General features: G+C 75.4%; 16 protein-coding genes and 2 tRNA genes. 9 read left to right on the forward strand and 9 right to left on the reverse strand.

Features of this window, described 5'->3' with window-relative positions; genetic code table 11:
- Positions 1 to 31: 31 nt before the first annotated feature.
- A complete protein-coding gene (locus tag GYH36_RS04655) occupies positions 32 to 1015 on the forward strand; it encodes a hypothetical protein (protein ID WP_162289242.1) in 984 nt (327 codons plus the stop codon).
- Positions 1016 to 1027: 12 nt separating this feature from the next.
- On the opposite strand, the gene GYH36_RS04660 is transcribed toward GYH36_RS04655, so the two are convergent.
- From GYH36_RS04660 to GYH36_RS04670, 3 genes are all read right to left on the reverse strand, one after another.
- Complete coding sequence (locus tag GYH36_RS04660; protein WP_162289243.1) at positions 1028 to 1408, reverse strand: MmcQ/YjbR family DNA-binding protein; 381 nt, start codon at positions 1406 to 1408, stop codon at positions 1028 to 1030.
- A gap of 65 nt (positions 1409 to 1473) precedes the next feature.
- A complete protein-coding gene (locus GYH36_RS04665) occupies positions 1474 to 2481 on the reverse strand; it encodes an aldo/keto reductase (RefSeq protein ID WP_162289244.1) in 1008 nt (335 codons plus the stop codon).
- Positions 2482 to 2490: 9 nt separating this feature from the next.
- Positions 2491 to 3711: a heparan-alpha-glucosaminide N-acetyltransferase domain-containing protein gene (locus GYH36_RS04670; protein WP_162289245.1), complete on the reverse strand. Its 1221-nt coding sequence runs from the start codon at positions 3709 to 3711 to the stop codon at positions 2491 to 2493.
- 128 nt (positions 3712 to 3839) lie between these two features.
- Between GYH36_RS04670 and GYH36_RS04675 the strand changes: the two genes are divergently transcribed.
- The 4 genes from GYH36_RS04675 to GYH36_RS04690 all read left to right on the forward strand — a co-directional run bounded on the left by GYH36_RS04675 (position 3840) and on the right by GYH36_RS04690 (position 7910).
- Positions 3840 to 4730 carry a methyltransferase domain-containing protein gene (locus GYH36_RS04675; RefSeq protein ID WP_155099907.1) on the forward strand — a complete coding sequence of 297 codons (891 nt, stop codon included), beginning with the start codon at positions 3840 to 3842 and terminating at the stop codon, positions 4728 to 4730.
- 55 nt (positions 4731 to 4785) lie between these two features.
- Positions 4786 to 5568 (forward strand): fumarylacetoacetate hydrolase family protein, encoded by a 783-nt coding sequence (locus GYH36_RS04680; RefSeq protein ID WP_162289246.1) that lies wholly within the window; start codon positions 4786 to 4788, stop codon positions 5566 to 5568.
- Positions 5569 to 5634: 66 nt separating this feature from the next.
- Positions 5635 to 7137: a glutamate--tRNA ligase gene (gltX, locus tag GYH36_RS04685; protein WP_312028509.1), complete on the forward strand. Its 1503-nt coding sequence runs from the start codon at positions 5635 to 5637 to the stop codon at positions 7135 to 7137.
- Positions 7134 to 7910 (forward strand): HAD family hydrolase, encoded by a 777-nt coding sequence (locus GYH36_RS04690; RefSeq protein WP_162289247.1) that lies wholly within the window; start codon positions 7134 to 7136, stop codon positions 7908 to 7910. The genes gltX and GYH36_RS04690 overlap by 4 nt, the downstream gene beginning before the upstream one ends.
- A 52-nt stretch (positions 7911 to 7962) precedes the next feature.
- Here GYH36_RS04690 and GYH36_RS04695 read toward each other — a convergent pair whose 3' ends face one another.
- Positions 7963 to 9099: a YeiH family protein gene (locus GYH36_RS04695; RefSeq protein ID WP_203231574.1), complete on the reverse strand. Its 1137-nt coding sequence runs from the start codon at positions 9097 to 9099 to the stop codon at positions 7963 to 7965.
- 150 nt (positions 9100 to 9249) lie between these two features.
- On the opposite strand from GYH36_RS04695, the gene GYH36_RS04700 reads away from it, so the two are divergent.
- Positions 9250 to 10173 (forward strand): LysR family transcriptional regulator, encoded by a 924-nt coding sequence (locus tag GYH36_RS04700; protein ID WP_162289248.1) that lies wholly within the window; start codon positions 9250 to 9252, stop codon positions 10171 to 10173.
- 7 nt (positions 10174 to 10180) lie between these two features.
- On the opposite strand, the gene GYH36_RS04705 is transcribed toward GYH36_RS04700, so the two are convergent.
- Positions 10181 to 10879 carry a hypothetical protein gene (locus GYH36_RS04705; RefSeq protein ID WP_162289249.1) on the reverse strand — a complete coding sequence of 233 codons (699 nt, stop codon included), beginning with the start codon at positions 10877 to 10879 and terminating at the stop codon, positions 10181 to 10183.
- On the reverse strand, positions 10876 to 11655 hold the full coding sequence (locus GYH36_RS04710) for a class I SAM-dependent methyltransferase (RefSeq protein WP_034604454.1): 780 nt from the start codon (positions 11653 to 11655) through the stop codon (positions 10876 to 10878). Before GYH36_RS04710 ends, GYH36_RS04705 begins: the two co-directional genes overlap by 4 nt.
- 190 nt (positions 11656 to 11845) lie before the next feature.
- Between GYH36_RS04710 and GYH36_RS04715 the strand changes: the two genes are divergently transcribed.
- Both GYH36_RS04715 and GYH36_RS04720 read left to right on the forward strand, forming a co-directional pair.
- A tRNA-Gln gene (locus tag GYH36_RS04715) sits at positions 11846 to 11917 on the forward strand.
- A 100-nt stretch (positions 11918 to 12017) separates the two neighbouring features.
- A tRNA-Glu gene (locus GYH36_RS04720) sits at positions 12018 to 12090 on the forward strand.
- Between the two features lie 205 nt (positions 12091 to 12295).
- Here the strand turns inward: GYH36_RS04720 and GYH36_RS19235 are convergent.
- From GYH36_RS19235 to GYH36_RS04730, 3 genes are all read right to left on the reverse strand, one after another.
- Positions 12296 to 13270, reverse strand: coding sequence for a PH domain-containing protein (locus tag GYH36_RS19235; RefSeq protein WP_203231575.1), 975 nt, complete (start codon positions 13268 to 13270; stop codon positions 12296 to 12298).
- Between the two features lie 2 nt (positions 13271 to 13272).
- Positions 13273 to 13440, reverse strand: coding sequence for a hypothetical protein (locus GYH36_RS19240; protein WP_179151500.1), 168 nt, complete (start codon positions 13438 to 13440; stop codon positions 13273 to 13275).
- Between the two features lie 235 nt (positions 13441 to 13675).
- Positions 13676 to 14395, reverse strand: a complete 720-nt coding sequence (locus tag GYH36_RS04730) for an IclR family transcriptional regulator (RefSeq protein WP_024840729.1) — start codon at positions 14393 to 14395, stop codon at positions 13676 to 13678.
- 161 nt (positions 14396 to 14556) lie between these two features.
- Here GYH36_RS04730 and leuC point away from each other — a divergent pair, with 161 nt between their 5' ends.
- Entirely contained in the window at positions 14557 to 16038 is a 1482-nt protein-coding gene (gene leuC, locus GYH36_RS04735) for a 3-isopropylmalate dehydratase large subunit (protein ID WP_115943716.1), read from the forward strand.
- The last annotated feature ends 43 nt before the right edge of the window (positions 16039 to 16081 follow it).

Genomic DNA, 16081 nt, shown 5'->3' on the forward strand with positions numbered 1-16081 from the left:
CCCTGACCGCCCCAGCACCCCAGGACCGGCCGTGAGCACGAAGGACCCCGCGGGCCCGCCCGAGGACGCGGCGCCGACCGTCCCCGCGTGGGGGACGGCGCACGGCGCCGAGGGACCCGGCGAGCCCGCGGCCGGTGCTGCCGCCCCCGCGCCCGCCGAGGCCGCGCTCGCGCCCACCGAGCCCGACCCGGGCGGCGGGTCCGGGCAGGCGTCCGACGACCCGGAGCCTGCGGCGACGGCCGCGCCCGTCCTGTCGACCGCGGGGCGGAGCGCCGCGCGGAGGTGGGACGGCGCGGCCGTCGTCGCCGCGTGCGCGGGCGTGCTCCTCGTCGTCGCCGTCCTCGCCACGGAGGTCGCGTCGTCGTGGCGCGGCTGGGCGCACGTCGGCGTCCCGTACGCGCTCGCGGGGGTCGCGGTGCTCGTGGTCGGAGCGCTCGCGCGGCGACGTGGCGCACGAGGGGCGCGGACGCTGGTCGCGCTGCTCACGGGCACGGCCGTCCTCACGGCGTGGGTGACGGTCGACGTCGTGCCGTCGTTCGGGCCGGGGTACGCGGTCGCGACCTCGCTGCGGGGGTACCCGCTGGGCTCGGGCGGCGGCGAGGACGGGGTGAGGATCGGCGCGGCCGCGGACCGCGTCTGGTTCGGGGAGTCCGTGCGGTACGACGACGGCCTCGTCGTCTCGGTCTCCGCGCCGCGCCCGTACACCCTGAGCGAGTACGCGACGGAGCGCGAGGACGACCACCCGCACTACGTGCGGATCCGCGTCCGGGTCACCAACGGCACGAGCAGGGCCGTGGACCCGCGCGACCTCGAGATCCAGCCCGTCTCCGGGGGGCTCGTGCCCCGGAGGGTCTACGACTTCGCCCCCGACGCGCTCCTCGAGCGCCCCGACACGATCGAGCGCGGGACGAGCGGCGAGTGGGACGTCGTCTACACCGTGTACGACCCCGAGGACGTCACCGTCGCGGTCGAGCCGGCGTGGGCGATCTACGCGGTGGCCGTGTTCTCCTGGTGACGCCGCCGCGCCTCACTCGGTGCGGTCGAGGTACTCGCGCGCGAGCCGCTTCGGGGCGCGCGCGAGCCACGCGTCCTGGACGAGCTCCTCGAGCTCGGGCACCGCGAGGCGGTCGAGGCGCGCGAGCACGACCGGGTAGCCGTGGAAGTGGCTCGTCGTGAGGAAGACGTCCGGCTCGTCGGCGAGCAGCGCCTCCTTCTCGCCCTCGTCGGCGACGCGGAACGCGACGGGCGGCTCGGCGGGCGCGGCGTCGCCGAGCTCGTCGAGGTCCTTGGCACGCAGGGGTCGCTCCCAGACGAACAGCGTGCCGTGCACGGTCCACCGCCGCGGACCCTTGAGGTCCGTGTCCGGCAGCACCGTCGCGATCCGCTCGACGTCCTCCCACGAGGCCATGACCCCACGGTAGGCCCGGCCGTGCCCGGCGACCAGGGCGAGAGCGCCCGGTCGCCGGGCGCCGGTCAGTACGGGGCGACCTTCGCGGCCGGCGGGAAGATCCCGTCGAGCTCCGCGAGGTCCTCGGCCGTGGGCACCCACGCGCCCGCCGCGGCGTTCTGGCGCACCTGCTCCGGCTTCGTCGCGCCGGCGATCACGCTCGACACCTGCGGGCGCGACAGCAGCCACCCGAACGCGACCTGCACCTCGCTGATCCGGCGCACCTCGCAGAACGCGCCGAGGCGTGCGAGCGCCTCCCACGGCGCCGACTCCAGGAGGTGCGGCTTCGTCGTGACGAGGCGCCCGTCGTCGGGCCGCGCGCCGTGGGCGTACTTGCCCGTGAGCAGACCGTTCGCGAGGGGGAAGTACGGGAGCACGCCGATCCCGTACGCCGCCGCCGCGGGCAGCACCTCGAGCTCGGCCGCGCGGTCGACGAGGTTGTACTGGTTCTGCGCGGACACGAACCGCACGGTCCCGGCGGCGCGGGCGGTGAGCTCGGCCTCGGCGATCTGCCACCCCGCCCGGTTGGAGTGCCCCACGTAGAGCACCTTGCCCGCGCGCACGAGGTCGTCGAGCGCGGCCAGCGTCTCCTCGATCGGCGTCCGCGGGTCGGGCGTGTGGAACTGGTAGAGGTCGATCCGGTCGGTGCCGAGCCGGCGCAGCGAGTCCTCGACGGCCCGCACGACGTACCGCCGCGAGCCGCGCGCGTCGAAGTCCGCGCCCGCCGCGCCGCGCATCGACATGCCGAACTTCGTGGCGACCACGACGTCGTCGCGGCGCGACCCGAGCGCCTGGCCGAGCAGCTCCTCGCTCAGCCCGGGCCGCGCGCCGTAGGTGTCGGCCGTGTCGAAGAACGTGACCCCGGCGTCGAGAGCGGCGTCGACGACGGCGCGCGTCCCGTCGAGCGTCTCGGTGGCGGTGCGCGGCCGGCCGAAGTTGTTGCAGCCGAGCCCGACGGCGGACACGGCCAGGCCGGACCGGCCGAGGCGGCGCAGGGCGGGGCGGGGTGCGGTGTCGTCGGTCGCAGTCGTCATGCGGCGACCCTACGACCCGGTGCGCGTCGTCGTGACCGCGGACGCGCGCGCCGCGACGGCCGCGAACAGCCGCTCGAGCGGTCCGCGCCCGAGCGCCCAGCGCCACAGGGTCGCGCCCGCGAGCGTCGCGAGGACGAGCACGAGCAGGGGCCCGTTCGTCGTCCGGGAGTACGCCTCGTCGCCCCACGCCCACAGCACGACGATCTGCGCGGAGTAGACGGTGAGCGCCATCGCGCCGACGGCCGCGACGGGGGCGAGCACCCACCGGCCGACGCGCCCGGCGAACAGGCACAGCCCGAGCACGGCCACCGCGAACCCGCCCGACCCCACGACCTCGGGCAGCGTGTCGGTGTGCGGCCCGGCGAGCCACAGGTACGCGCTCGTCGGCCACGGGTCGTCCCACGCGAGCGGCTCCGGGCGCAGCGTGCTCGACCACGCGGCGGCCGCCTCCTCGACCGCCTGCGAGCCGCCGAGCGGCCCGACGACCGCGGCGGACACGCCGTACCCGACCGCGAGGGCGACCAGCCCGCCGCCCACGAGCCCGACGCGCACGGTCGTCGACGACAGGTCCGACCGGCCGATCGCGACCCCGACGAGCACGTACGCCATCCACACCACCGCCGGGTAGTGCCCGGACACGAGGAAGTCCGTGAGCGCGCCCGACCCGTCGTCGGGCAGGTGCAGGCCCGCGCGCGCGAGCGCCTCGGGGAGCCAGGACGCGAGCACCGGGCCGACCACGGCGAGGACGCCCGCGAGCACGAGGAGGTCCCGGCGCCGCCAGCGCAGGAAGGGCAGGGCGAGCACGAAGTAGGCCGCGTAGAACCCGAGGATGAGCAGCACGCGCGTGCCGAGCAGGTCGAGCAGGCCCACGAGCCCGAGCAGGAGGACCGCCCGCACGAGGATGCGCGTGCGGCTCTGCAGCGCGGGGAGCCCGTCGAGCGGCGTCCGCCCGCCCGAGACGATCGCGAGGGACACCCCGGCCACGAGCGCGAAGAGGATCGACGACCGGCCGTGCGCCACCGAGAGCCAGCCCGACACCTCACCGAGGTCCTCGGTCGTCCAGCCCACGTGCGCGGTGAACATCCCCAGCACGGCCACGCCACGGGCGACGTCGACGCCCGCCACGCGGCCCGGCCCGCCGAGGAGCAGCGCCGCGTGGCGGCGGGCGAACCCGGTGGCGGGCGGGGAGGGGTCGCCGGGGGCGGAGGTCGTGCCGGTCGCGGCCGTCATGGGGGGATTGTCCGCGCGCGAGCGCGCCCGCGCGGCGCCGCCACGCCGGGGGACGGGCCGTCCGGACGTCGCGCCCAGAGTGTGAGAACAGGGTCGAGAACGATGCACGTCGGGCCTACGGTGCGGGTATGACGCACACCCCGCACGGCGCCGACGCGGCCGCCGACCTCCACGCCGACGCCCCCACCGGGGCCGGGAGCGACCCCGCGCAGGAGTCCGAGTCGTACACGCACGGGCACCACGAGTCCGTGCTGCGCTCGCACCGGTGGCGCACGGCCGAGAACTCGGCCGGGTTCCTCCTGCCGCACCTGCGCGCGGGCATGAGCGTCCTCGACGTCGGCTGCGGCCCGGCGACGGTCACCGTCGACCTCGCCGACCGCGTCGCCGACGGCCGGGTCGTCGGGGTCGACGCGTCCGAGGCCGTGCTCGCGAGCGCGCGCGAGCTCGCCGCGCAGCGCGGCACCGCGAACATCACGTTCCAGCACGCGAACGCGTACGAGCTCCCGTTCGCGGACGGCACGTTCGACGTCGTCTACGCCCACCAGCTCCTGCAGCACCTGTCCGACCCGGTCGCCGCGCTGCGCGAGATGAAGCGCGTCGCGAGGCCGGGCGGGCTCGTCGCCGTGCGCGACGCCGACTACGCCGCCATGACGTGGTACCCCGAGTCCCCGGGCCTGACGGAGTGGAACACGCTCTACCACGAGGTCACGCACGCGTACGGGTTCGAGGCCGACGCCGGGCGCCGCCTCTTCGCGTGGGTCCAGGACGCCGGGTTCGACCTCGACGGCATCGTCCCGAGCGCGAGCACCTGGTGCTACGCGACCCCTGCCGACCGCGCGTGGTGGGGCGGGCTGTGGGCCGAGCGCTGCGTCGCCTCCAACTTCGCCGTCCAGGCGAAGGAGTCGGCGCTCGCGGACGACGTCGCGCTCGAGCAGCTCGCGCAGGACTGGCTGCGCTGGGCCGAGGAACCCGCGGGCTGGTTCGCGGTGCTCAACGGCGAGGTCCTCGCACGCGCCTGACCCGACCCGTCCGGCCCCTCCCGCGCGACGGCGCACGGGCGGCTAGCCTGACCCCGTGCGCATCGCGAGATTCACCACCGGAGACGACCCCCGTTACGCCCTCGTCCAGCAGGAGGGGGACCGCACGTACCTCGCGGTCCTCACGGGCGACCCGCTGTACATGCCCGTCACGCCGACGGGCGAGCGCATCGAGCTGGGCGACGGCGTCCGGCTCCTCGCTCCGGTGATCCCGCGCTCGAAGGTGGTCGCCGTGGGCCGCAACTACGCGGACCACGCGAGGGAGATGGGCAACGACGTCCCGACGAGCCCGCTGCTGTTCCTCAAGCCGAACACGTCGGTCGTGGGCCCGGACGACCCGATCGTCCTGCCCGACTTCTCGCAGGAGGTCTCGTACGAGGCCGAGCTCGCCGTCGTCATCGGGCGCCTCGCGAAGGACGTGACGCCCGAAGCCGCGCCCGGCTACGTGCTCGGCTACACCGTCGCGAACGACGTCACCGCGCGCGACGCCCAGCGCACCGACGGCCAGTGGGCGCGCGCCAAGGGCTTCGACTCCGCGTGCCCCCTCGGGCCGTGGATCGACACCGACCTCGACCCGGAGGACGTCGGCGTCCGCAGCCGCGTCAACGGCGAGGTCAAGCAGGACGGCCGCACGCGCGACATGATCTTCGACGTCCCGTACCTGGTGTCGTACGTCTCCGAGGCGATGACCCTGCTCCCCGGAGACGTCATCCTCACGGGCACGCCCGCGGGCGTCGGCCTGATCGACGTCGGCGACCGCGTCGAGTGCGAGGTCGAGGGACTGGGCGTCCTGAGCAACCCGGTCGTCCGCCGCGACTGAGACGCCGAGGGGCCCGACGCCGGACGCCGAGGCGGCGCGCGGCGTCGGGCAACTAGGCTGGGGGCCGTGATCCCCGCACCTGGTTCCTCGCCCGTCCGCGTCCGCTTCTGCCCGTCCCCGACCGGGACGCCGCACGTCGGCCTGATCCGCACCGCGCTGTTCAACTGGGCGTACGCGCGGCACACGGGTGGCACGTTCGTCTTCCGCATCGAGGACACCGACGCCGCGCGCGACAGCGAGGAGAGCTACCAGCAGCTCCTCGACGCGCTGCGCTGGCTCGGGCTCGACTGGGACGAGGGCGTCGAGGTCGGTGGCCCGCACGAGCCGTACCGCCAGTCGCAGCGCGCGGACATCTACCAGGACGTCATCGCGCGGCTCGTCGAGGGCGGGTACGTCTACGAGTCGTTCTCGACCCCGGAGGAGTCGGACGCGCGCAACGCCGCCGCGGGCCTCAAGACCAAGGGGTACGACAACTTCGACCGCACCCTCACGGACGAGCAGAAGGCCGCGTTCCGCGCCGAGGGCCGCGAGCCGGTACTGCGCCTGCGCATGCCCGACGAGGACATCACCTTCACCGACCTCGTGCGCGGCGAGATCACGTTCAAGGCGGGCTCCGTCCCGGACTACGCGCTCGTGCGCGCGAACGGCCAGCCGCTGTACACGCTCGTCAACCCCGTCGACGACGCGCTCATGGGCATCACGCACGTGCTGCGCGGCGAGGACCTGCTGTCCTCGACCCCGCGCCAGATCGCCCTGTACCGGGCCCTGCTGGACATCGGCGTCGCCCAGGTGATGCCGGAGTTCGGCCACCTTCCCTACGTCATGGGCGAGGCCAACAAGAAGCTCTCCAAGCGCGACCCCGAGTCGAACCTGTTCCTGCACCGCGAGCGCGGCTTCACGCCCGAGGGTCTGCTCAACTACCTCGCGCTGCTCGGCTGGTCGATCTCGCCGGACAACGACATCTTCTCGGTCACCGAGATGGTCGAGGCGTTCGACGTCCACGACGTGCTGCCCAACCCGGCGCGCTTCGACCTCAAGAAGGCGGAGGCGATCAACGCGACGCACGTGCGCCTGCTCGCGCCCGAGGACTTCCGCGACCGCCTCGTCCCGTACCTGCACGCGGGCGGCCTCGTCCCGGCGGACTCGTTCGCCGACCTGTCGCCGCGCAACCAGGAGATCCTCACCGCGGCCGCGCCGCTCGTGCAGGAGCGCATGGTGCTGCTCGGCGAGTCGGTCGGCATGCTCGGCTTCCTCTTCACGGCCGACGACGCGGTGACGGTCGAGGACGACGCGCGCGGCGCGCTGCGCGACGACGCGAAGGAGATCCTCGCCGCCGCGATCACCGCGCTCGACGTGCTGCAGGACGACGAGTTCGTCACCGCGGCGATCGAGGCGCGCCTGCGCGACGCGATCGTCGAGGGGATGGGTGTCAAGCCGCGCTTCGCGTTCACGCCGCTGCGCGTCGCGCTGACGGGCCGCCGCGTCTCCCCGCCGCTGTTCGAGTCCATGGAGCTGCTCGGCAAGGGCTCGACGCTCGAGCGCCTCGTGCGCCTGCGGGACGCGCTGTGACGGACCCGGGCACCGCGCCCGTCGAGGGCGTCCTGTTCGACGTCGACGACACGCTCGTCGACACGCGCGCCGCGTTCGCGGAGGCGATCGCCGCGGCGTCGCGCGTGTGGCTGCCCCACCTGCCCCCGGACCGGTACGACGAGGTCCTCGCGCTGTGGCGCGCCGACCCGAACGGGCACTACCGCGCGTACACGCGCGGCGAGGTCGACTTCGACGCGCAGCGCATGGCGCGCGCGAACGAGCTCCAGGCGACGTTCGGCGGCGAGCTGCTCGACGACGCCGCGTACGTGGACTGGAAGGACCTCTTCTGGGGCACGTTCGAGGCGTCGTGGACGGCGTTCGCGGACTCCCGGCCCGTCGTCGACGCGCTCGTCGGCGCGGGGGTGCGCGTCGGGTCGCTGTCGAACGCGCGCGTCGAGCTGCAGACCCGCAAGCTCGCCGCCGCGGGCCTGCCCGACGTCCCGCTGCTCGTCGGCGTGGACACGCTCGGCTTCGGCAAGCCGGACCCGCGCGTGTTCGCCGAGGCGTGCCGCCGGCTCGGCACCGACCCGGCGCGCACGGCGTACGTGGGCGACGAGCTCGACGTCGACGCGCGTGCCGCGCTCGCGGCGGGCCTCGTCGGGGTGTGGCTCGACCGTCCCGGCACGCGCCGCGGCGGGCCGCACCCCGAGGACCCGTCGGCGGCCCGCGCGTCGGGCGTGCACGTGGTGCACGGCCTCGCGGACCTGCCGGCCGCGCTCGGCGTCGCGGCCGAGGTTCCGGCGCCGCGGTAGCGCCGGGCGAGCCCGTGCGTCGCGGGCGCGCCCGGGCCGGGCCGGGTGCGGCTCAGGCGAGCAGCAGGACGCCGGCGAGCGCCGTCGTCGTGACGAGGAGCGCCGAGAGCGCGCCGAGCGCGAGGGAACGGCGGCCCGTGCGCAGGAGGCGGGGCACGTCGACGCCGAGGCCGAGCGCGAACATCGCGGCGGCGAACGCGACCGTCGTCGCGGTCGCGAGCGCCGCGAGCAGGGGCGCGGGCACGACGCCGAGGCTGCGCAGCGCGACGGCGGCCACGAACCCGACCACGAACCACGGCACCGGGGCGACGCGCGGGGCTGCACCCGTCGCGCGGGTCACGACTCCCGTCGCCCGGGTCGCGTCGCCCGTGCCGCGGGCTCGTCCGGCGACCGGGACGTACGCGCCCCCGGCGGTGGCGCGACGCGCGGCGCGGACGACGACGGCCCCCGCCACGGCGACGAGCGGGGCGAGCAGCGCGACGCGTGCGAGCTTGGCGACGGTCGCCGTCGCGAGCGCCGGGTCCGAGACCGCGCCCGCCGCCGTGACGACCTGCGCGACCTCCTGGACGCTCGCGCCGATCCACAGGCCGGTCCGGTCGTCGCCGAGCCCGAGCACGGACGCGAGCGCGGGGAGGACGGCGATCGCGAGCGTGCCGTAGAGCGTGACGAGCGCGAGCGACGCGGCGAGGGCCTCGTCGTCCGCGCGGGCCTGCGCGGGCGTGCGCGGGCGCCCGGCGACGACGCCCTGCATCGCGGAGATCGCCGCCGCCCCGCACACCGAGAACCCCGTCGCGACGAGCAGCGCGGCGACGCGGGGGACGCGCAGGACCCGGCCGAGCGCGACCGTGCCCGCGAACGTGACCGCGAGCGTCGTCGTGACGACGACGAGCCCGCGCCACCCGAGCGCGAGGACCTCGGGCACCGAGAGGCCGAACCCCAGGAGCACGACGCCCGCCCGCAGCACGACGCGCGACGTCCACGCGATGCCGGGCCCCGTCGCGCGCAGCCGCGCACCGCCGCGAGCGCTCGCGGCCCGGGCGAGGACCGGCGCGACGAGCGCGCCGAGCAGGAGCGCGACGACGAGCGGCGACACCGTGGGGACGAGCCGGGACCCGGCGAGGACGACGACGGTCGCGGCACCTACCAGGGCGAGGCCGGGGAGGAGCGCGCGCAGGCACGTGGGAGGCACGGGGGAGCCGCGTCGCGGCGCCGGCGCGGGCGCGCCCGATCCCGGGCGGGGTGGCGTCGTGCGGGTCGCGGTGCGGGGCATACGACGAGCCTGCGGGGCCGCACGCCGCGGCGGAAGGCCGATCCTCGTGGCGAGCCATAGAGTGGGGCTATGGCCACGACCTCGCGCGACCGTACGTCGCTCGCCGCGCTCGAGCTGCTCGTCGCGACCGACTCGCACGGGTCGATCAGCGCGGCCGCCAGGGCGCTCGGCGTCGCGCAGCCCACGGCCTCGGCCGGGCTGCGCGCTCTCGAGCGCCGCCTCGGGCTCGACCTCCTCGAGCGCACGACGCGGGGCGCGCGCCTCACGGAGACCGGGCGCGCCACCGCGGCGTGGGCGCGCGAGGTCATCGAGGCCTCCGACCGGTTCGAGACGTCGGTCGCGGCGCTGCGCGACGCCCCCGCCGCCCGCGTCCGCGTGGCGGCGAGCCTCACGGTCGCCGAGTACCTCGCGCCCCGCTGGCTCGCACGGCTCGCGCTCGAGGGCCCGGCCGGCGGGGGAGCGCCCGACGTCGAGCTCGTCGTGCGCAACTCGCGCGAGGTGACGGAGCTCGTGCTGGGCGGCGAGGTCGAGCTGGGCTTCGTCGAGAGCGCGACCCTGCGGCGCGGGCTGCGCAGCCGCACCGTCGCGCACGACCGGCTCGTCGTGGTCGTCGGCCCCGCGCACCGCTGGGCCCGGCGGAGCGCGCTGCGCGTCGACGAGCTCCTCACCGGCGGGCTCGTCGTGCGCGAGCGCGGCTCGGGGACGCGCGAGACCCTCGAGCGTGGCCTCGCGGCCGTGGGGGAGCGCCTGCCCGACCACCTGCCCTACCTCGGCTCCACGGCGGCGCTCAAGACGGCCGTGCAGCACGCCGGGGCGGTCGCCGTGCTCTCGAGCCTCGCCGTCGCCGACGACGTCGCGCGCGGCGCGCTCGTGCGCGTCGCCGTCCCGGGGCTCGAGCTCGAGCGGCGGCTGCGGATGGTGTGGAAGGACGGGGCGGCGCTCTCGCCCGGCGCGCGCCGGATCGCGGCCGCGGCGGCCGCGGCGTCGGGCTGAGCCGTCCTCAGCGCACCGTCGCGTCCCACCGCCAGCGCGTGCGCCGCGGGCGGTCGGGCAGCTCGCCGCGCCCCGTCGCCCACAGCAGCACGAGGTCCGCGTCCTCGCCGGGGCGCAGGTCCACGTCGGGGAAGAGGCGCGCGAGGACGCGCGCCGCGAGACTGGTCGGGAAGGGCGCGTGCTCGCCCGTGAGGCCGAGGACGACGTCGTGGCCGTGCACGAGCACCTCCGTGACGCCCATGGCCGCGAAGCCCCCGGCGTCGGACGTGCCGTAGGGGTGGAACGCGCGCGCACCCCGCGGCCGGGTCTCGGCGAGCGTCGCGAGCAGCTCCGCGCCGCCCAGGAGCGCCTCCGCGAGGCCGGCGGTCCCCGACGCCCGGTCCACGTGCGCGATCTCGTCCTCGCCCCGCGGGCCGACCAGCGGGACGTACGCGAGCCGCGGCAGCGCCGCGAGCTGCAGCGCGTAGGCGAGCAGGTCGTCGACGACGTGCTCCGCCGTCGTCCAGCAGGACCAGCGCACGGGCCCGGCCGGGACGTCGAACCGGGTCGCGGGGTGGCGCACGAGGTGGTCCGCGAGCCAGCGCGCCGCGGTCCGGACGTCGTCGCCCGTCACGGCCTCCGGTGCGTCGTCGCCCCGCACGGGTCGTGGCGCGTCGTCGTCCGGTCCGGCGCCGGCCCGGCCGGACGCGGCCGCACCGGCGCTCACGGGGCGCCCGGCGCGGCGGGCAGGGCGTCCGCGCGCCAGCACTCCGCGAGGTAGGGCAGGTCGACCGCGTCGCGCCCCGCGAGCGCGGGGTGGGTCGCCACGAGGTCGTCGATCTCGCCGAGCAGCTCCTCGCGGCGCTCGGGGGGCAGCGTGAGGAAGTAGCTCCGGGACGCGGCGAGGGGCCGGAGCGAGGAGGTGGCCACGCGGTCCGCCCACGGCACCGTCCGGTGCTCGGGCGCCGTGAACAGGCCGGCGTCGAGGACGGGCTCGCGGTAGCTGCGCTCGAGCGTGTCGCCGCGGTGGATGATCTCCGTGAAGCGCCCGACCCAGTCGACCGCGTTGTCCCGGACGTTCCACACGATGCCGAGGCGGCCGCCCGGGCGCAGCACGCGTGCGATCTCGGGCTGCGCCGCCGGGGAGAACCAGTGCCACGCCTGCGCGACGAGCACGGCGTCGACGCTCGCGTCGGGTAGCGGGACGGACTCGGCCGAACCCGCGAGCGCGTGCGCGCCCGGCACGGTCTGCGCGAGGCGCTCCCGCATCGCGTCCGACGGCTCGACGGCGACGACGTCGAGACCGCGGGCGACGAGGCGCTCCGTGAGCTTGCCCGTCCCGGCGGCGAGGTCGAGGACCCTGCGCGCCCCGGTCGGGAGGAGCCAGTCGACCGCCGCGTCCGGGTACGAGGGGCGGGTCGAGGCGTACTGGGCGGCACCGAGCTCGAACGACGCGGCGCGGTCCGCCCGCGAGCCGGGATCGGGGGAGTCTCCTGCGCTCATGCCTCGACGGTGCCAGACGGCGCCGTCCCGCGTCGACCCGTACACGCGGACGCGCGGTCCACGCCGATCGCATTTGGTCGCAGTCGCCGCGTCCGGTAATGTTCTCGGCCGGTGGGACCTCCACGGGAGGGAGCCAGGGGACGAGTCTCGACTCGTCGCACGGTTTCCCGACCAGGGATGGTTACCCCCTTGGGGTATGGTGTAATTGGCAGCACGAGTGATTCTGGTTCACTTAGTCTAGGTTCGAGTCCTGGTACCCCAGCGAAGAGCTCCGGCTCTGGATCGGGCGGTCAAGACCGCGCGAAACATGAGGTAGAGTTCTCGACGGAGAAACGGACCGGAAACGGAACGAAGCTCCACAGGCCCCCATCGTCTAGCGGCCTAGGACGTCGCCCTCTCACGGCGGTAACACGGGTTCAAATCCCGTTGGGGGTACAGAGGAAGGCCCGGTCACTATCACGGTGACCGGGCCTTCGTCGTTCTTCAGCACACCCGTCCGAGCGGGGTCATCGCGGTGTGACGTCTCTCTCAGCAACGCATTCCGAGCTGCTCTCCGTGCCTGCCCGACGCGAACGGGTGCCGAGCGCCCGGAACCACGATTCCGCCGGCGCGGACGGGAAGGCGTCGCGCCGGAGCCCGGTCAGGGTGCGCCGTCGCGTCCCGGACCCGGCTCGTACGGCTTGGGGATCGGCGTCGGGGTCGGGCGGGGGTGGACGACGGGCACGTAGGTCGCCCGGTGCTCCCCGGAGACGGCCCAGCCCGGCTCGTCGTCGTGCGGGTCGCCGTCGTGCCCCGCGCCGCCCCAGCGGTCACGGGAGGCGTCGTGCGCGGCCTCGTGCGCGCCCGCGACCGGGATGGGCTGGGTGGGGCCGCTCGACGCACCCGCGGACCGTCCCGGCACCACGACCACGTCGCGGTCCGTGGGCGGCGGCGGGACGGGCGGCAGCGTCTCGGCCGGGCTACGACCGTCCCACGCGGGAGCGGGCTCGACGGGCGCCGGCTCGGCCGGCTGCGGCGGGCGCGGGCCCGGTGGCGGGACGGCGGGCGGGACCGCGCCCTGCGCCGGGCCGGGAGAGGGCGCGCCGCCGCCCGACGGCGCCGCCCCCGGCCGGCTGCCCGGCGTGAAGAGCGTGTCGCACAGCAGGCGGTAGGTCGCGTCGGGGTGCGACACCCAGTCGATCTGGCGCAGCGCCTGGTCCTGGCCGGCCGACTCCAGCAGGAACTGGCCGTAGCCCAGGACGCGCCCGACCGGGGAGCGCCCGTAGTTCATGTCGGTGACCTTGGTGAGCGGCATCATCGCCACCTTGTGCGTGATGAGCCCGTACAGCAGGAGCAGGCGCTTGTCCGTGGCGACGAACCACTCGTTGCGCCACTCGAGGACCTTCCAGGCCAGCCGCACGACGAGGACGAGCCAGAGCCACCACAGGAGGAGCACGCCGTCGCCGACGGCCGGCCCGGCCTGCACCACGAGCCACGCGACGGCGAGCGCCGCGGCCGCCGTCGTCACGACGGGCTCGAGCAGCATGCCCCAGTGGTGGCGCGTCGCGACCACGACCCGCTCGCCGCTGAGGACGTAGCGGTCGAGGATCCGGCTGCGAGGGCCGCCGCGGGCCACGGTCAGTCCAGGAGCGAGCTGAAGAACTGCCCGATGGAGCGGAACGCCCCGAGGATCACGTCCCAGATCCCCTCGACGATGTCGGCGGCGCGGTCCGGGCTCGTGACGATCGCGTAGAGGGCGAAGATCACCAGCACCCAGATCAGGGTCGCCTTCACCTTCGGATGCATCGGGACTCCTCGTGTCTCGGGTTCGGACGGTCAGGCTCGCCCCCTGCCGCCCACCGAGCTGTCGGCGCCGGGGCACGCACAGCATGGCAGCAGCCGGTGCCATTTTGACAGGGCACGTCCCGTTTGCGGCCCGCGGCACGCCGACCGACGCCGACACCGGGTCGGCACCGACGCCGGTGCCGACCCGGCGCTCCGGGCCTCGTCACGGGGTGGGTGGCAGGGACGCCGCCGTCGGTCACTCCCCGGCGCGGCGCAGGACCTCGGTGAGGCGGTTCGCGGCGGCGACGACCGAACCCGAGTGCAGGCGGCCGGGCTGGCGGCTGAGGCGCTCGACGGGGCCCGAGATCGACACGGCCGCGACGACGCGGCCCGACGGCCCGCGGACCGGCGCCGAGACGGACGCGACGCCGAGCTCGCGCTCGGACACGGACTGCGCCCACCCGCGGCGCCGGACCCCGGAGAGGATCGTCGCGGTGAACACGGCCTCCCGCAGCCCGCGGTGCAGGCGGTCGGGCTCCTCCCACGCGAGCAGGATCTGCGCGGCGGAGCCGGCGTTCATCGTGAGCGTCGCGCCGACCGGGATCGAGTCGCGCAGCCCGACGGGGCGCTCGGCCGCGGCGACGCAGATGCGGTGGTCGCCCTGGCGGCGGTAGAGCTGGGCGCTCTCGCCCGTGTGGTCGCGCAGCGCGGTGAGCACGGGGTTCGCCGCGGCGAGCAGGCGGTCCTCGCCGGCCGCGGTCGCGAGCTCGTTGAGCCGCGGGCCGAGGACGAAACGACCCTGCATGTCGCGCGCGACCATGCGGTGGTGCTCGAGGGCGACGGCGAGGCGGTGCGCCGTCGGACGGGCCAGGCCCGTGGCCGTGACCAGCTGCGCGAGGGTGGCCGGCCCGGACTCTAGGGCGCCCAGGACGGAGGCCGCCTTGTCCAGCACTCCGACTCCGCTAGTATTGTCCATAGGTCGATATTGACGTCTCACGCACTGAGATGCAAGTCCGGCGGAGATGTTCCACCCGCTGGACGTTCTCCCCGGCAGGCCGCCGGACGACGGACGATCGACCCCGACGGCGCTCCGTACCCCCCAGGAGCCCCGTGACAGACGACGAGGAGATGAGCAACATGGCCGGCACGCTGGCGGAGAAGGTCTGGGACGCGCACCTGGTGCGACGAGGCACCGACGGGTCGCCCGACCTCCTCTACATCGACCTCCACCTCGTGCACGAGGTCACCAGCCCGCAGGCGTTCGAGGGTCTGCGCCTCGCGGGCCGCCAGGTCCGCCGTCCGGACCTCACCATCGCGACCGAGGACCACAACACTCCCACGCTCGACATCGACCTGCCCATCGCGGACCTCACGAGCCGCACGCAGATCGACACGCTGCGCAACAACGCGCGCGAGTTCGGCGTCCGGATCCACTCGCTCGGCGACGCCGACCAGGGCATCGTCCACCAGGTCGGCCCGCAGCTCGGCCTCACCATGCCGGGCCTCACCGTCGTCTGCGGCGACTCGCACACCTCGACCCACGGCGCGTTCGGCGCGCTCGCGTTCGGCATCGGCACGTCCGAGGTCGAGCACGTCCTCGCGACGCAGACGCTGCCGCTCGCGCCGTTCAAGACCATGGCGATCAACGTCGAGGGCGAGCTCCCGCCCGGCGCGACGAGCAAGGACATCATCCTCGCGATCATCGCCAAGATCGGCACCGGCGGCGGTCAGGGCTACGTGCTGGAGTACCGCGGCGAGGCCATCCGCAGGCTCTCCATGGAGGCGCGGATGACGATCTGCAACATGTCGATCGAGGCCGGCGCGCGCGCCGGCATGATCGCCCCGGACGACACGACGTTCGAGTACCTCAAGGGCCGCCCGCACGCGCCCGAGGGCGCCGACTGGGACGCCGCCGTCGAGTACTGGCGGACGCTGCGCTCGGACGACGACGCCGTCTTCGACGCCGAGGTCACGCTCCGCGCGTCCGACCTCGAGCCGTTCGTCACGTGGGGCACCAACCCCGGGCAGGGCCTGCCCATCTCCGCGACCGTGCCCGTCCCCGAGCAGATCGCCGACGAGAACGAGCGCGTCGCCGCCGAGCGCGCGATCGAGTACATGGGCCTCACGCCGGGCCAGCCGCTGCGCGAGATCCCGGTCGACACCGTGTTCATCGGCTCGTGCACCAACGGCCGCATCGAGGACCTGCGCTCCGTCGCGAAGGTCGTGCAGGGCCGCAAGAAGGCCGACGGCGTGCGCGTGCTCGTCGTCCCGGCGTCCGCTCGCGTGCGCCTGCAGGCCGAGGCCGAGGGCCTCGACCAGATCTTCCTCGACTTCGGCGCCGAGTGGCGCAACGCCGGCTGCTCGATGTGCCTCGGCATGAACCCCGACCAGCTCCAGCCCGGCGAGCGCGCCGCGTCCACCTCGAACCGCAACTTCGAGGGCCGCCAGGGCAAGGGCGGGCGCACGCACCTCGTGTCGCCGCTCGTGGCCGCCGCGACCGCGATCCGCGGGACGCTCTCCTCGCTCAGCGACCTCGACCTCCCCGAGGGCACCGACATCACGTCCTTCGACGGCACGCCGCTCGCCCCGCTCGACCCGCGCGTCCTCGTGCAGGTCTGACCGCAGCCCGCGCCCGCCCCGTCGCCCCCCGAAGACTCGAAGA

This window comes from Cellulosimicrobium composti, from assembly GCF_010287905.1.
Lineage (GTDB): Bacteria > Actinomycetota > Actinomycetes > Actinomycetales > Cellulomonadaceae > Cellulosimicrobium > Cellulosimicrobium composti.

Coding starts and splice junctions, on each gene's coding strand:
- GYH36_RS04660 (WP_162289243.1), bottom strand. CDS start 1,408: ATGGCCTCGTGGGAGGACGTCGAGCGGATCGCGACGGTGCTGCCGGAC.
- GYH36_RS04665 (WP_162289244.1), bottom strand. CDS start 2,481: ATGACGACTGCGACCGACGACACCGCACCCCGCCCCGCCCTGCGCCGC.
- GYH36_RS04670 (WP_162289245.1), bottom strand. CDS start 3,711: ATGACGGCCGCGACCGGCACGACCTCCGCCCCCGGCGACCCCTCCCCG.
- GYH36_RS04675 (WP_155099907.1), top strand. CDS start 3,840: ATGACGCACACCCCGCACGGCGCCGACGCGGCCGCCGACCTCCACGCC.
- GYH36_RS04700 (WP_162289248.1), top strand. CDS start 9,250: ATGGCCACGACCTCGCGCGACCGTACGTCGCTCGCCGCGCTCGAGCTG.
- GYH36_RS04710 (WP_034604454.1), bottom strand. CDS start 11,655: ATGAGCGCAGGAGACTCCCCCGATCCCGGCTCGCGGGCGGACCGCGCC.
- GYH36_RS19240 (WP_179151500.1), bottom strand. CDS start 13,440: ATGCATCCGAAGGTGAAGGCGACCCTGATCTGGGTGCTGGTGATCTTC.
- GYH36_RS04730 (WP_024840729.1), bottom strand. CDS start 14,395: ATGGACAATACTAGCGGAGTCGGAGTGCTGGACAAGGCGGCCTCCGTC.
- leuC (WP_115943716.1), top strand. CDS start 14,557: ATGGCCGGCACGCTGGCGGAGAAGGTCTGGGACGCGCACCTGGTGCGA.